At 37.0% G+C, this 15004-nt stretch carries 17 protein-coding genes; 11 read left to right on the top strand and 6 right to left on the bottom strand.

Translation table 11 applies throughout. From position 1 onward, the window contains the following. The first annotated feature begins 2 nt into the window (after positions 1 to 2). Entirely contained in the window at positions 3 to 245 is a 243-nt protein-coding gene (gene ccoS / locus ETP70_RS08400) for a cbb3-type cytochrome oxidase assembly protein CcoS (RefSeq protein WP_151900769.1), read from the top strand. A 40-nt stretch (positions 246 to 285) separates the two neighbouring features. Here ccoS and ETP70_RS08395 read toward each other — a convergent pair whose 3' ends face one another. Then, a complete protein-coding gene (locus ETP70_RS08395; protein WP_151900768.1) occupies positions 286 to 573 on the bottom strand; it encodes a c-type cytochrome in 288 nt (95 codons plus the stop codon). A 112-nt stretch (positions 574 to 685) separates the two neighbouring features. Between ETP70_RS08395 and rfaD the strand changes: the two genes are divergently transcribed. The 3 genes from rfaD to ETP70_RS08380 are packed head-to-tail and all read left to right on the top strand — an operon-like array spanning position 686 to position 3693. Further along, positions 686 to 1693 carry an ADP-glyceromanno-heptose 6-epimerase gene (rfaD, locus tag ETP70_RS08390; RefSeq protein WP_151900767.1) on the top strand — a complete coding sequence of 336 codons (1008 nt, stop codon included), beginning with the start codon at positions 686 to 688 and terminating at the stop codon, positions 1691 to 1693. Continuing rightward, positions 1694 to 3124 (top strand): D-glycero-beta-D-manno-heptose-7-phosphate kinase, encoded by a 1431-nt coding sequence (rfaE1, locus tag ETP70_RS08385; RefSeq protein ID WP_151900766.1) that lies wholly within the window; start codon positions 1694 to 1696, stop codon positions 3122 to 3124. It abuts the gene before it with no gap. Further along, on the top strand, positions 3118 to 3693 hold the full coding sequence (locus ETP70_RS08380; RefSeq protein WP_151900765.1) for a YfaZ family outer membrane protein: 576 nt from the start codon (positions 3118 to 3120) through the stop codon (positions 3691 to 3693). Before rfaE1 ends, ETP70_RS08380 begins: the two co-directional genes overlap by 7 nt. Here ETP70_RS08380 and waaF read toward each other — a convergent pair. Both waaF and ETP70_RS08370 read right to left on the bottom strand, forming a co-directional pair. Continuing rightward, a complete protein-coding gene (gene waaF, locus ETP70_RS08375) occupies positions 3690 to 4685 on the bottom strand; it encodes a lipopolysaccharide heptosyltransferase II (protein ID WP_151900764.1) in 996 nt (331 codons plus the stop codon). The two genes, ETP70_RS08380 and waaF, sit on opposite strands and share 4 nt — an antisense overlap. After that, positions 4666 to 5955 (bottom strand): glycosyl hydrolase, encoded by a 1290-nt coding sequence (locus tag ETP70_RS08370; protein ID WP_151900763.1) that lies wholly within the window; start codon positions 5953 to 5955, stop codon positions 4666 to 4668. Before ETP70_RS08370 ends, waaF begins: the two co-directional genes overlap by 20 nt. A gap of 190 nt (positions 5956 to 6145) precedes the next feature. Here ETP70_RS08370 and ETP70_RS08365 point away from each other — a divergent pair, with 190 nt between their 5' ends. Beyond that, positions 6146 to 7111, top strand: a complete 966-nt coding sequence (locus tag ETP70_RS08365) for a glycosyltransferase family 9 protein (protein ID WP_151900762.1) — start codon at positions 6146 to 6148, stop codon at positions 7109 to 7111. A 67-nt stretch (positions 7112 to 7178) separates the two neighbouring features. Here ETP70_RS08365 and ETP70_RS08360 read toward each other — a convergent pair whose 3' ends face one another. Both ETP70_RS08360 and ETP70_RS08355 read right to left on the bottom strand, forming a co-directional pair. Beyond that, a complete protein-coding gene (locus tag ETP70_RS08360; protein ID WP_347400456.1) occupies positions 7179 to 7952 on the bottom strand; it encodes a glycosyltransferase family 2 protein in 774 nt (257 codons plus the stop codon). Continuing rightward, positions 7942 to 8682, bottom strand: a complete 741-nt coding sequence (locus ETP70_RS08355; protein ID WP_151900761.1) for a lipopolysaccharide kinase InaA family protein — start codon at positions 8680 to 8682, stop codon at positions 7942 to 7944. The genes ETP70_RS08360 and ETP70_RS08355 overlap by 11 nt, the downstream gene beginning before the upstream one ends. 58 nt (positions 8683 to 8740) lie before the next feature. On the opposite strand from ETP70_RS08355, the gene ETP70_RS08350 reads away from it, so the two are divergent. The 3 genes from ETP70_RS08350 to ETP70_RS08340 are packed head-to-tail and all read left to right on the top strand — an operon-like array spanning position 8741 to position 11380. Beyond that, the gene (locus tag ETP70_RS08350) at positions 8741 to 9766 is read left to right on the top strand and encodes a glycosyltransferase family 9 protein (protein WP_151900760.1); all 1026 of its coding nucleotides are present in this window, start codon (positions 8741 to 8743) and stop codon (positions 9764 to 9766) included. Beyond that, positions 9756 to 10835 (top strand): glycosyltransferase family 4 protein, encoded by a 1080-nt coding sequence (locus tag ETP70_RS08345; protein WP_151900759.1) that lies wholly within the window; start codon positions 9756 to 9758, stop codon positions 10833 to 10835. Before ETP70_RS08350 ends, ETP70_RS08345 begins: the two co-directional genes overlap by 11 nt. After that, positions 10832 to 11380 (top strand): acyltransferase, encoded by a 549-nt coding sequence (locus ETP70_RS08340; protein ID WP_151900758.1) that lies wholly within the window; start codon positions 10832 to 10834, stop codon positions 11378 to 11380. Before ETP70_RS08345 ends, ETP70_RS08340 begins: the two co-directional genes overlap by 4 nt. Here the strand turns inward: ETP70_RS08340 and ETP70_RS08335 are convergent. Beyond that, positions 11377 to 12045 carry an acyltransferase gene (locus ETP70_RS08335; protein WP_151900757.1) on the bottom strand — a complete coding sequence of 223 codons (669 nt, stop codon included), beginning with the start codon at positions 12043 to 12045 and terminating at the stop codon, positions 11377 to 11379. The genes ETP70_RS08340 and ETP70_RS08335 overlap by 4 nt on opposite strands. A 71-nt stretch (positions 12046 to 12116) precedes the next feature. Between ETP70_RS08335 and ETP70_RS08330 the strand changes: the two genes are divergently transcribed. The 3 genes from ETP70_RS08330 (at position 12117) to ETP70_RS08320 (ending at position 14908) form a co-directional block, all read left to right on the top strand. Continuing rightward, positions 12117 to 13049, top strand: coding sequence for a glycosyltransferase family 2 protein (locus tag ETP70_RS08330; RefSeq protein ID WP_151900756.1), 933 nt, complete (start codon positions 12117 to 12119; stop codon positions 13047 to 13049). Beyond that, entirely contained in the window at positions 13039 to 13410 is a 372-nt protein-coding gene (locus ETP70_RS08325) for a GtrA family protein (protein ID WP_151900755.1), read from the top strand. The genes ETP70_RS08330 and ETP70_RS08325 overlap by 11 nt, the downstream gene beginning before the upstream one ends. Positions 13411 to 13648: 238 nt before the next feature. After that, positions 13649 to 14908 carry a transposase gene (locus ETP70_RS08320; protein WP_188109950.1) on the top strand — a complete coding sequence of 420 codons (1260 nt, stop codon included), beginning with the start codon at positions 13649 to 13651 and terminating at the stop codon, positions 14906 to 14908. Positions 14909 to 15004 lie beyond the last annotated feature (96 nt).

Here is a 15004-nt window from a genome sequence, read left to right as displayed (position 1 = left end):
GTATGAGCAGTTGGGTAATAGGTATGATGCTTGGAGTGTCTATTTTTTTAGGAAGCATAGCTGTTGTGGCTTTGATATGGGCGATAAAGAAAGGGCAGTTTGATGATTCGGAACATTTTTTAAATGCGGTAAAATTTGACGGAACAGATGATTTAAATGATGCTTATGAAAAAGAGCAAAGAGTAAAAGAGTTAAAAGATAAAAAGAAAGAAAGTCTGCGAAAGAAAGATTACAGACCTGAATGACGGTAAGAATGAGTTACCTAAAAAGGTAACTCTAAAAATACTATTTACCGATTGTTTGAGCAAAAGCTTCTAAATCAGCGTCAGAATAACGAGCAACCTGCCCTTTCATGATACCTTTCATTGGTCCGCCGAAAGTTCCAGCTTTATACCCTTTAAGAGCCTCAGCAATTTCAGCGTGAGTCATGTTAGCAACAACTTTAGATTTACCCATTGCTTTCTTTTCCCAGTTAGCACCATGACATGCAGCACAAGCTTTCCCGTTTACTGCAGCAGATGCAGCTGTAACTAATGCTAATGTAGCGATTGAAGCGATTACGATTTTTTTCATTTTGTTTCCTTAATTTCGAATTCAATTTATATTATAATGGGTAAAGTCTTAAATACTTGTTAATGAATTAAAAGGTATCATTTTATTAAAATTTATTTAGACGGATGGGAAGATGCGATACATAGAAGATGACTTAAAAGACAAAACAATACTTATTACAGGCGGTGCGGGATTTATCGGTTCAAATTTAGCATTTTATTTTCAAGAAAACCATCCGGATGCCAAAATTGTGGTACTTGACAGTTTTCGAAGTACAGAGACACTGAGTAACGGAAATTTAAAAAGTTTCGGACATTTTAAAAATCTCATAGGCTTTAACGGTGAAATTATCAGCGGTGATATTAACGATAAAGATTTACTGCTTGACTTGGAAGTAAATTATGACTTTGATTATATTTTCCATGAAGCGGCCATTTCTGATACAACGGCACAGGAACAGGATTTGATGATAAAAACAAATGTCAATGCCTATAAAGATCTGCTTGACCTGGCTGTGGCACATAATGCCAGTATGATATATGCATCTTCTGCCGCAACATACGGAAATGCTGAGTCTCCGCAGCGAGTTGGGCGAGAGGCACCAAACAATGTGTACGGTTTTTCAAAACTCTCTATGGATCATTTAAGCCGCGAGTATATGAAAGAGTGCGATATCAATATAGTAGGGCTTCGTTATTTTAATGTGTACGGTGCGCGTGAATATTTTAAAAACACAACGGCTTCAATGGTGTTGCAGTTTGGACATCAGATACTTGCAGGAAAAAATCCCCGTCTTTTTGAAGGCAGCGATAAAATTCTTCGAGATTTTATCTATATAGAAGATATTATACAGGCCAATATAAAAGCAATGCAGCCAAATACAAGCGGTATATACAATGTCGGAACAGGAAAGGCGAGAAGTTTTCAGGATATTGTTGATATTTTGCAAAAAGAGCTGGGTACCTCTTTGGAATGCGAATATATTCCAAACCCGTATATCGGTTCGTACCAGTTTCATACAGAAGCAGATATAGCAACAACGAAAGAGGCTTTGGGCTATACACCGGCTTATGAGATGGAAGAGGGCATAAAAGCTTATGTGCCGGAAATTAAACGTATATATGAGACAGAAGTAAAATAGATGCAGGTATTTAAAGAGGCAAAACCAAACATTTTGGTTCTGGGCGATTTGATGATTGACCACTACCTTTGGGGGAGTTGTGAACGAATCTCTCCTGAAGCACCTGTGCAGGTTGTGGATATCAATAAAGAAACGACAGTTTTAGGCGGTGCGGGAAATGTGGTTAACAATCTAAAAGCTTTGGGTGCAAATGTCAGTGTCAGCAGTGTGATGGGTGATGATGACAATGGTAAAGAACTTGTGAAAATGTTGCATGCTATTAATGTCAATACGCAAAATTTAATTATAGAGAAGAACAGAAAAACATCAAAAAAGAGTCGTGTTATTGCCGTTTCCCAACAAATTCTCAGATATGACAAAGAGAGTAAAAATGACATACTTCCAAGAAGTGTACAAAAGATTTTAGATTCCCTTGCAAAAAGTATTGATACTTATGATGCAGTGATTTTGTCCGACTACGGCAAAGGTGTGTTGACACAGGAACTTTCACAGGGCATCATCAAACTTGCAAAAAAACATAATGTAAAAGTCTTGGTTGATCCAAAAGGAAAAGATTTTTCAAAATATCGTGGAGCTTATCTGCTGACACCAAATAAAAAAGAAGCGGTTTTGGCAACAGGTATTGATATAAATGATGAAGCATCTTTAAAAAAAGCACTCTTGAAACTGAAAAATGAGTGTGATTTGGATGTTTCTTTGATAACACTTTCAGAAGAGGGAATAGCAACATATGAAGAGGAAGTAAAAATTTTTCCTACCGTTGCCAAAGAAGTATTTGATGTAACAGGTGCGGGTGATACGGTGATAGCCTCTATTGCATTTGCTTTAAGTGTCGGCAAAAGTCTTGAAGAGACAGCAGCATTTGCAAATCTTGCAGCAGGTGTCGTGGTTGGCAAAATAGGCTCGGCTACAGTAACCATTGATGAGATAGAAGATTATGAGGCTTCTTTGCATAAAAGTACCTCGGATGCGCATATTAAAAATTTTGAAGAGATCGATGCCATTGTGCAAAGATACAAAAAAAGCGGTAAAAAAATAGTCTTTACAAATGGCTGTTTTGATATCTTGCATGTAGGGCATGTAAAGTATTTGCAAATTGCCAAAAGTTTTGGGGATGTTTTGATTGTCGGGCTTAATTCTGATGCCTCGGTTTCTCGTCTCAAAGGTCCGAGCCGTCCTGTAAATCCTGCGGAGGACAGAGCCTATTTGCTGGCTGCACTTGAAGCGGTCGATTTTGTCGTGCCTTTTGAAGCAGATACACCCTATGAACTGATTAAAATGATAGAGCCGGATGTGCTTGTAAAAGGAGGGGATTATGCAGGAAAAGAGGTTATAGGTACGGAATTTGCTGGTGAGTTACGACTGGTTGATTTTGTCGATGGCAAAAGTACAACAAAAACAATAGAAAAAATACAAGGAAAAATATGTTAAAAAAAATCACTTTAATGGCAGTTTCGGCTGTGGCTGTATTTGCAATGAACAGTGCAAGTATCAATATAAACAATGAAGATTTAGAATTAAATGCAAATCTTGATGTTGGACAGTTTAATGAGAATGTTGAACCGGAAACAATGTTTGTGGGAGTTCGATTTTTAGATGCTGATAATGCAAATCGTGTAAACAATGAAGCACTGTATGAAGTTAGTTTTTTAATGAAAAAAGAGGTGGGTGAGAGTGACCTGTCTGTTGGTTTGGGTATTAAAGCGAACTATACAAAGGATTACAGAGCTTTGCCTTTGGGAATTGTATTTGAGTATGCTTTACCTTCGGCAACAGTCGTCCCTATGGCTTTACACGCAGATGTTTATTATGCGCCAAAAGTTTTAAGCTTTGACAAAGCAAATAAATATTTTGAATACAGAGTGGAATGTGATGCCGAGGTTATCGATCATGGTCATGTTGTGCTTGGATACCGGCACATCAGAACTGATTATGATGATCTAAGAGGAAATTTCACATACAATGCATCAGGATATATAGGGTTTAAATTTGAATTTTAAACTGCTGACTGTTTTACAGCTTCTATAACCTCAGAAGCTGTAATGCCTTTCATGCAGTCGTGATGCTTAAGTGGGCATTCCCGCTTCATACACGGACTGCAATCGAGTTCATGCCGTACGATGATACTCTTTTCATTTTTCCACTGCGAAGTCTCTTTATATCTTGTCGGTCCAAAGATAGCTACTGTGGGTACTTGATACGCGGCAGCTACATGCATAGGTCCACTGTCGTTGGTAATAAAAAGAGAACAGCCGCCGATATTTGCACACAACTCCTCTATATTTGTTTTTCCGGCTAAATTTATATAGTTGTTTACATGTAAAGCTTTGAGATTATCTTCTATCTCTTGTGCCATTTCGACCTCATTGGGCCCGCCGAATATTATAATGTCATACTGTTTGCTAAAATAAGCCGCAACTTTGGCAAAACGTTCGGGGTACCATCTTTTTGCACTGCCGTAGGTTGCACCGGCATTGATACCAAGTGTCGGTTTTTCAAAACTTTTTGCCTTTATATATAGTTTGAGCGGTGGAATTTCCTGGGTAAAATCATCTACATTGACCATGGCAATTTGTGTGTACTGCTCTACCAAGTGTTGGTTTGTTCTGATCTTCGGTGTGTGTGAAAGAAGCAGTCTTGAATGCCACGAAGCCCTTGCACAGCAGATGACGGTGTTTGTAAAACGCAGTAACAGTGTAGAATGGATTTGATCCCGAAAGCTGACTGCCAGATGAAAAGTTCCCAGCTCTTTTGCCAGTCTGTAGGTTGCCACAAGACGCGAAGATGCTTTTTTTGTCTCATCAACAATGGCACGTTCACATAAAGGGTGGTGTTTGAGTGCTTCTATGCTGACATAACTGCCGACAAAAGTAAACTGTGCATTGGGATATTTTAAAGCCAAAAGTTCTATGGCCGGAGTTGCCATGATGGCATCACCCAGCCAGTTTGGCAAAATGATTAAAATTTTCATATTAGATGCGCTCACTTGCATTGACCTGTTTTCCTACCTCTTTTGTAATGAAAATATACAAAGGAGAAGAGCCGACAGTCAAGGTTTCATCTTCTATTTTTTCACCGGTTTTGGAGTAAACATCAAAAAAGTCTTGATTTTGGAGGGTTGTTTCTTTGAGTGACCAGTGGATTTGAAGTATCTTGTCATTGACAAGTACCTGCATTGTGTAGTAGCCTCGTTTAATATCCATGCGTAAAAACTGCGCATTTTCAAGTGTTTGAAGCATGTACATGTAAGTATAAAAAGCTTCTCTTTTTTTAATCCCTTCTCTGTTGTCAACCAGACCGTAGCCGGGAGCTATGAGCTGATGCCAGGAGACGGAATCGACCTGCTGGGAAGCAAAAGTCAAAAGATAGTAGCGCAGCATATAATCAGCATAGAGTGCTTCACTGACACATTCATACTCACTTGTCGGTGCATAAGGTGCCGTATTTGAGAGAGGCCAGTTCACTTCGGTTACATGTAACTCCTGCTTTGTTTTTAAAGAGAGCCACACCAGAGTGCTCAGCAGGGCAATTTTATCGCTTAGGGTAAATCCGAGCTGTGTATTTTCAGGAGCACCACGTCTGTCAACATATAAAAGTGCCGCAATGCCGTCATATCTGCATTTGCAAAAGTTAAAAAGAGTGTGTACAGTAAAGTAAAATTCAAAATCTATAACACCGCTGCCAAGAAGCCGAATGTCGGGAAATTCCTTTTTTTTCAAATCATATGCAACTTTATAAAAATCAAGATATTCGCGTACGGAGAAAAATCCCCACTTTGCACGGTTGAGTGTTGAACCGATTTCATAGCGTGTTACAGAGGTGCCCAAGCTTGTAAAGATTACATGTAAATTATTTTTAAGGAGTTGTAAATCTTCTATATGTTCACGGTCCTGCAGGATTTTAAGTATAATCTGCTTATTGCTGTTTTGCTTGATAAATGCTGCAAGTTCATTGAGTCGGTCCATCTCCCAAAGTTTAAAACGGACAAGAATGCTTTTTACTTTCAACTCTTCAAGCATTGCCTGTGTCTCTTGAGTGTTTCTCTGCCAGTCGACACCTAAAGAAAAAAAGTTTGCTGTATTAACCTCTTTTCTTTTGACAAAGGGCATCATTAAAATACTCAAGGGAAGAATAATCAAAGAAGAGACAAATGTGAAAAGCAAAGAAAATTTCTCTTTTTTACGCATAAACTTTTTGTATCTCTTGTCTTGCAGCGGTGCCGGTTGGTCGGAATAATCATCCCAGGTAAAAGGTTTTTTCATAAGTAGGATTATATCCTTTTTAGGATAAAATACATAAAAACTGAGACAGATTATAAAAATTATGTAGTTTTTTTGGAACCTGGATTTTAACCTGGGCTGATTTGCTTATATGCCTAAAAGACGAAGCTAAAGCATCGTTTCCGAAAAAAATAAAAATTAGTTTTGAATTCTTTTGTTAGGATAATACGGAATGAGAATATTGGTCGTGCGTACAGACAAGCTAGGCGATTTTATAACAGCGTTGCCGGCAATGTATCTCCTTAAACAGCATAATCCTAAAAATAAAATCATAGCACTTGTCGCTCCTGTGAACAAAGCTTTGGCACTTACATGTAACTTTATAGATGAGGTTATTGTAGATGATGGAAAAAGCTCTGTTTTTTCACTTGCCAAAAAGCTCAAACATTCAGATATTGATGCATCAGTCACGCTTTTTTCAAATACAAGAGTGGCACTTGCACAGTTTTTAGCAGGCATACCAACAAGAATTGCTCCCGCAACAAAAATAGCGCAGATCTTTTATAACAAACGAATAAAACAGAGACGCAGTGAAGTTAAAATGGCTGAGTTTGAATACAATCTTGCACTGACACAAACTCTTTTTCCGGATATTAAACTGCAATATCCAAAACCACTGCTTCAGTTTGATAATGCCCAAAAGGAGTATGAAAAGTTTTGCCAAAAGTATAATATAACAAAAGATGTTATAGCTTTTCATGTAGGTTTTGGCGGTTCTTCGGATGCCAACTGGAATTTGGATGAGTATGAAATACTGATTCGTGAAACCTTACATGTAAACAGGTATAGTGTAGTACTAACTTTTGGTCCGGATGAAAAAAGCCTGGAAGAAGAGATGCAAAAGCGTCTGCAAGATACTGATGCTGTTTTTTATCTCTCAAATGACGGCATAGTAAATTTTGCAAGACTTATCAGCAGTTTTAAACTTTTTATCTCTACTTCTACAGGTACCTATCATTTGGCATCTTTAGTAGGAACCCCGACGATGACATTTTTTGGTGACTCAAAGTTTGCAAGTGCGCAGAGATGGAAAGCCGTTGGGGATGAAAAACTGCAAACACATTATATGTTGCCGAGTGATAAAGCCAAGCGTGCAGAGATGTTTGAAGCAGTGAAACATGATTTGCTAAACGTATAAAAATATTCAGGCATACACCAGCCGGCACTGCAGTACCGGTTCCGAGAAATATTTTGGAATCGGTACTTTAGTGCCGACCGGGTTTTTTGTTTTTTTGTTCTTTATTGAGTTCATAGAGTTTGATATATTTATAAAAATTCGTCACCATATGCGAATAGGCGATGACAAGTCCCACATAGCCGTCTCGAAATCCCTGTTTGAAAAAATAGGTTTTAATGAAAGAATAGGCTCCGTTAAAGAAAGCTTTTGCCGGAGAGGAATATTTTTTTCCTGCATTGTTTTTTGCAAAAAGAGTGGAGTAGGTGTTGGCTTTGTTTATAAACTGCTCTATGCTCTGGTAGCTGTAATGCAGTACGTTGCCGTCTAAAATCTCTGTATGCAAACCCTCTGTGATGATGTCTTCATGGACATCATTGTCATTATACTTTGTGACGGTTCTATTGTAGAGGCGTTTGATTTTTTGATTGTTCCAGCCACAGTGTTTGACTTCTATATTTTTGTAAAAAGCTCGAAAATTTAGAATATAGACAGTGTGCGCATCAAGCTTTTTTTGTTGCAGTGTCTTTTTCAAAGTATCATCGATGACTTCATCGCTGTCGATGATGAGAATCCAATCATTTTTGGCAAAACCTGCCGCTCTGTTTTTACTCCAGCCAAAACCTTTAAATTCGCCTTGGACTAAGTTTACATTTGAAAACTGTTTTGCAATCTCCATTGTTTTGTCAGTAGAACCGTTGTCATACACCACAACATCTTCAAATTCGCGCAGAGATTGGAGTGTTTTTTGTATAGTTGCTTCGTTGTTTTTTGCTAATACGACAGCAGAGATATTACCAATCAATTTCTTTTCCTTTGAGTCGTTTTTTGAAGTTTTTTCGTCTTTTGTTTTGAACAGAATACTCTATAACCTTTTGTACAAAATCTTCTTTGACTTTGCGGTGTTGCATATACTCCTGCGCAATGATCTGTAAATCTGCATTGCTTGCCCAGAGTTTTGCAAAGCTTTTTGCTCTTTTATTTTCATTTAGGGAACAAAAATCCATGCGGTTAACATCTACTATTTTAAATATATAGTTTTCAGCTTCTTGTTTGATCAAAATATTTCCCGGAGAATAGTCATTGTGAAATATACCGGCATTATGCAGTTGCAGACTGAAGCGGGCAAAGGCTTTTAGAATTTTTTCTCTTTTTGGAAAATTTTTATCGAGTAAAGGTTCTCGGATTGTAAAATCATAATCAAATTTTTTTGCCACAAAATAACTCTCAGCCAGAAGTCCCTGTCTGTAAAACTCAATATACCCAATAGGTTCAGGTGCAAAATTGCCTACTTTTATGGAGTTGTCATACGATTTTTTTGCTTTTGAATCCCGAAAACAGGTATAAAAAATGCGACGAAAGAAGTTTGGAATTTTAAAAGATTTGACAACAGTCTGTATCTCTTTGTAAGAAATTATTTTTAGTTCATTGCGGGCTTTGTGAATAGAGTTTTTGTTATCCCTGAAATATTTTTGCATGTGCAGCAAAAAATCTTTAAACTCATTTTCAAAAGACGGATTTAGTTTGTATTTCATAGAACTCTCATAAATAATTTTGTATAATAAAAATAATTATACAAAAAAAGGCATTAGCTTGAAGTTAAATTTTAGAAGAGGCAGTGCGTTTGCATCTCAAAAAGCACGAGAATATTTAAAAGACAAAAAACCGCAAGATATAAAAAGTATAACAGTTATCCGTCATGCGGCTATCGGCGATTTTATGAACATACGTCCTTTTTTGATAGAACTTCGTAAATTTTTCCCCAATGCAAAAATTACTTTAAGTGTTGTAAAACATTATATGTACGGTATTCCAGAGGATCTGACAGATGCATTACATGTAATGAGCAGATATAAAGAAGACGGTTCAAAAACAGGACTTCTTACGCGGATAAAAGAGGCAAAAGAACTGCCTCCTCAGGATATTATATTTGATTTGACAGACAGTACTTTGAGCCTTTTACTGGTTTTTTTGTCTCAGGCAAAATTAAAAATAGGTTACCCGTATAGAACTATCAGAAGAATGTTTTTTGATATAGCGACACTCAGAAGTGATTTTGTTGTGGAGGCTGTTTCTGTGGAACATATGCTCAATATTTTAGGGGCAAAAACAGAGTTTCCGCTTCATTACGGATTGGAAAAACTATACCCGAAAACAGAGGATCTCAAACAAATTGTTTATTTTGCCGGTGCTTCGACAAAAAGCAAGTGTTGGGAGGAAGATAAGTTTCGGGAGTTAATTGCAAAGATGTCCCAAAACTATCAGGATTATGATCATGTTATTCTTCAAGGTATCGGCAAAGATGAAAAATTTTATGAAATTTACGAACCGCTCAAAGAGAGAAAAAACATAAAACTTCAAGAAGTTATGCCCATAGAAGAAGTAATGCACTTTTTGGCAAACAGTCGATGCCTTGTTTCTAATGACACCGGTGTGCGAAATATGGGCATTGCATTGGAGATTCCGACAGTAGGCATCTTTTTTCATATACCGCCGTTTCGGTATTGGCCACGCGAAGAGAAGCATGACTGTGTTTTTAATGTTGAATATACCTCACCGGAAGTTGCGGATGTATTCGCCGTTACAAAACAACTCATAGACAAACTGTATGAAAAATAAAAATATTTTGGAATTGTGTCTGGCACACGGACTGGGTGGGCTTGAGATGTTTGTGGCAAGTTGTTATGAAGAGTTTTCTAAAAAGACTACATGTAAAGTGGTTGTAGCACCGCAAAGCAAACTTGATGACTATCTTGATATCAATGACAAATTTTATCTTAAACGAAATAAATTTTTTCCATTTATACCGGCTTTGCAACTGGCTAAATATATAGATGAAAATGACATTGATATAGTACATTTTCACTGGAGTAAAGATATCGTAACGGCTGTTTTGGCTAAAGTACTGAGCAGAAAAAAACCAAAGCTGGTGCAGAGCCGACATATGGGAATGACCCGTTTTAAAGATGATTTTTACCATAAATGGCTTTATAAAAATATTGATATGATACATGCAGTAACCCTGCAGGTGAAAAAACAGCTTGAAAAGTTCATTCCTGCAGAAGTAAGACCACAACTTGAAATGGTCTATCTTGGCGTAAAAACTCCGGAGACAGATGCAGATAAAGTGGCGAAATTGCGACAAAAATATCAACTTAAAGATGCTTTTGTTGTCGGAATTGTCGGCAGAATAGAAGAAGGCAAAGGACAGTATAAAGTTTTAGAAGCTGTCGTTGGTTTAAAAGATGCAAATCTAAAAGCAGTTGTTGTGGGAGCTTTTATGGATGATAATTATGCACAGGAACTGCAGGCGTATGTAAAAAAGCTGGGTATAGAACAACAAGTGATTTTTACCGGTTTTACAAAAGATGTGAATGAGCATATGCAACTTTTTGACGTGAATGTGCTTGCCACAGAAAACGAAACCTTTGGACTTGTAGTCATTGAAGCGATGGCAAACAGAATTCCGGTCATAGCTACATGCAAAGGGGGGCCATTGGAAATTATAGATGAGGGTGTGGATGGACTGCTGTTTGACGGAAGTGTAGATGACTTGGGAGAGAAAATCCGATTTTTATATAATGATTTACATGTGAAGGAAGGAATTGCTCAAGCAGCTTTTAAAAAAGTAAAAGAAAAGTTTGATTATACTGCACAGCTTGAGAAACTCTACAGAGTAATAAGATGAAAAAATTTACACTCCTTCAGAAGCTCCGCAATAAAATAAGAATCAAAGGCAGCGTCGTTTTGTCGCTTTCAAAAAACGCAAAAATTACCAACTGTGATATTTCCATAAAAGGAAAAAATAACAGCCTGACTATTGAAGACGGTGTAACGATACGATACACACAGATAGAAATTTTAGGAGACAACTGTTCCATACATATAGGTAAAAATACTATTGTGGGTCACGGTTGCTATCTCTCAGCAAAAGAGGGCAAAAAATTAATTATTCAGGATGAGTGTATGTTGTCTAGAAATGTGAAAATTATGACTTCAGACGGGCATTTTATTTATGTAGACACTGCTGTTATCAATGAAGGGAAAGACATTGCAATAGGCAAACACGTCTGGCTTGCTGATAACGTTACTGTTTTAAAAGGAGTAGATATAGGGGACGGAAGTGTGTTAGGCATCAATGCTACTGTGACAAAAAATATTCCTGCTTTTTCTATCGCTGTTGGCAATCCGGCTGTTGTTGTGAAAAAAGGTATCACGAACTGGATGCATTAATGATTCCAACTTATATTTTCTTTTAAAATTTCAGCAGGATTGCCTGCAATAATACTTTTTTTCGTAGTGAAAGATTTTGTAATTGTTGTATTTGCACCGACAATACAGCCATCCGGAATTACAGACCCTTTGAGTATAAAACTTCTCGCCCCTATCCAGACATTATTGCCAATAGTGATTTTTTTATCTTGATTGATAACAGTATGCTGCGCATTATAAATAGCATGCTGGTCGGTATCCATAAGGATACTTTGCCACGCTATCATAGTGTTGTTCCCGATTTCAATCTCTTTTGCACAGATTATGGTGGCGTCACCGGTGATATCGAACCTGTCTCCTAAAGTAAGGTTTCCGCTGACCATTATTTTTGCACCTACGCCAATTTTTGTTTTGCCCTGAAAATGAATCTTTCCTGTAATTTTTAAAATAGTGCGTTCATAAGCATAGTCCATCATATCTGTCCCACCAAAACCTATGCGAACAATGCCGGTTTTTACTTTGGAAAGTTGCACTTTTCCAGATAACGAACGCAGTTTTGTTTTACGGGAAACTATTATAGGCAGAAGAACTGCCTGTGAAAGTGGCAAAAGTCTCAGGTTGACATAAATACTTTTTGGAAGTCCTGCAGTATATCGTATGAGTTTTACTATTTTGTCAATGTTCATGATTTTGTAAGCACCTCTTTATTTATCTGAAAAGTGTACACAAATAAAATTAAAAAAGGTATAATTAGTGTATGAAAAATAGTAATCCTTTTTTATCCATAGTCGTTCCCTGTTATAATGAAGAAGATGTTATAGATGTATTTCTGAACAAAATTTTCTCTGTTTTGGCGTACACCGGTGAAGATTTTGAAATAGTCTTTGTAAATGACGGGAGTCGTGACAGTACTTTGTCTGTGCTCAAAGAAAAATCCAAAGAGTATGACAATGTACGAGTAATAAATCTCTCAAGAAACTTTGGCAAAGAGGCGGCACTTACAGCCGGGATTGATGCATCCAAAGGGGAAGTTGTCGTTCCTATAGACGTTGATTTACAAGATCCGCCTGAGTTGATACTTGATTTTATCAAAAAATACAAAGAAGGCTATGATGTGGTCGTTGGTAAGCGTGTCGATCGTACAACAGACAGTGTTGCCAAACGTATCAGTGCCGAATTTTTTTACAAAATTCATAATAAAATTTCAGATATTGAGATTCCTCATAATGTCGGTGATTACAGATTAATGTCACGACGGGTGGTTGAAGAACTGAAAAAACTGCCTGAGAGTCAGCGTTTTATGAAAGGGCTTTTTGCCTGGCTTGGGTTTAAAACGGCGGTTGTTGAGTACAAAAGAGATGCGCGTATTGCCGGAGACAGCAGTTTTAACGGCTGGAAGTTGTGGAACTTCGCGCTTGACGGTATCACGAGTTTTTCAACGGCACCGCTTCGTGTGTGGCTATATATAGGTTTGGGGCTTGCTTTTATCTCTTTTATTTACGGTTCATGGATTATCTTAAAAACGCTTTTGTTTGGCGCAGATACTCCCGGGTATGCTTCTATGATTACGGTTGTACTCTTTTTAGGCGGTATTCAACTGATGGGCATAGGCATACTCGGCGAATATATCGGCAGAATTTATGTAGAATCAAAAAACCGACCGATTTATATAGTAGAAGATGAATATTAAAAGTCATATACTTCAGTTGGCAAAATACGGCTTTTTTGGAGTCATAGCAACGCTTGTGCATCTTTTGACTGCCTGGGCAATTATTTACTTTTTTGCGGCCTCTGTTTTTGTTGCCAATACTTTAGCATTTTTTACGGCGTTTGTCTTTTCTTATGTTTTTCAAACGCTCTATGTATTTCACAGCACTTTTCATATAAAAAAGTTCATGAAATTTTTTTTGGTGCAGTACGGAACTTTTCTGTTTTCTTATCTGCTTTCTGATATTTTTCCGATTCAAAACAGCTATTTGCACACACTGGTGATAGTTGCTATAATGCCGCTTATTACATTTGTTATTCATAAGTTTTGGACATTTAAATAATTTTTTTGTCAATGCCATTAAGTTAAGAAAATTAATGCTTTTTCGGAACCGGTACTTCAGTGCCGTCTGATGCAATAGTCTTTCCACTCTCAGTCGGTACTAAAGTCATAAGTATCTACACAACTCAAAAAAGCAAAGAAAGCGGAATAGATATTGCATAAGATTTTAAAAAACAAGAGAGTTTATGCAATGGAAGAGCGTTTAAAAAAAAAGATATATGAGACTGGTAAAAAGTCATATGAATCATAAACAACACAGTACCAATGGATTAAACCTGCTACAAAAGACTGAAGGATTTTCACAAGCACAAAGTGCTTGGAGATTTTACAATAATGAGCATGTAGATATAGAGTCACTCAATGAGCCAATGCTTACAAGAGGGATTAAAACTATTAATAAAAGCAGTGATGAATATATACTTGTAGCCCATGACTGGTCACTCATAAATTATAAAAACCATACGGCAAAAACAGATTGTATACGAAAACGCAGAAGCAATGTAAATAATGCTTCATCAAGAGGATATGAGTTGCAAAGTTCCCTTGCAATTGAGAGCAGCAGCGGCAAACCAATCCTTCCCTTGGTACAGAACCTAAAGACACAAGATAAAGTGCTCTCAAGCTATAATCCTACAATGAAGAGTCATCTTACCCATCTCGGTGAATTAACACAAAGAATAGCTTATATCAATCAATCCCTCAACATACAAAAGAAAATTGTACATGTAATTGACAGAGAAGCAGACAGTGCGGGGTTTTTCAGAGGACTGCAAAAAGAGGATTTATATATAGTACGAGCATTAGACAATGTCAAAGTCAGGTATGAAGATGAAGATATTACCCAAAAAGAGTTGTCCAAAAAAATGGATAAAGGCAAATATGTAAAAACTATACAGTATCAAAATAAAAAAGTAAAAATTTATGTTAATACGGTAGATATACTTATAACAAGAGACAGCTATCAAAAGACAGATACGCCACAAGGTAAAACAATAAAACAAAAAGTAAAAGGCAAGCCAATAAAAAACAGATTTATAGTCCAAAGACTCATAGATGAGAAGAACAATACAGTTGCTACCTGGCTTCTGTTAAGCAATCTTCCAAAAGATGTTGATATAACAAGGATAGGATTGTGGTATTATTACAGATGGAATATAGAAACGTATTTTAAACTGTTAAAAAGCTCAGGGTTTAATTTGGAAAAATGGCAGCAAGAGAGTGCACAGGCTATATTTAAACGCTTGTTTGTTGCCTCTTATGCCTGTTTGCTTGTATGGGAAATTGAACATACAAATAGTAAAAACATGCTGGCAATTAGAAAGTTTTTAGTTCGATTAAGCGGGAGATTGGTAGCAAGAAAGAAGATATCTACCTCTCCGGCTCTGTTAGCAGGTTTATGGAACTTCTTCTCTGCTATGGATATGCTTGAACTTTATGATATTGAAGAACTCCATAGCATTAAAAAAGAACTCAATGACTTTATGCAGATGGAGTTTTAAGTTGTGTAGATACTTATGACTAAAGTACCGATTCCGATTAAATGGCTTTGTGCTCTTTTCAAGTTTAAAGTTTAGGTTCCAAATATTTAAAAAAGG

Origin of the sequence: Sulfurimonas hydrogeniphila, assembly GCF_009068765.1 — a bacterium.
In the GTDB taxonomy this organism is placed as follows: Bacteria; Campylobacterota; Campylobacteria; order Campylobacterales; family Sulfurimonadaceae; genus Sulfurimonas; species Sulfurimonas hydrogeniphila.
This window is presented reverse-complemented; position numbering and strand designations above follow the sequence as displayed.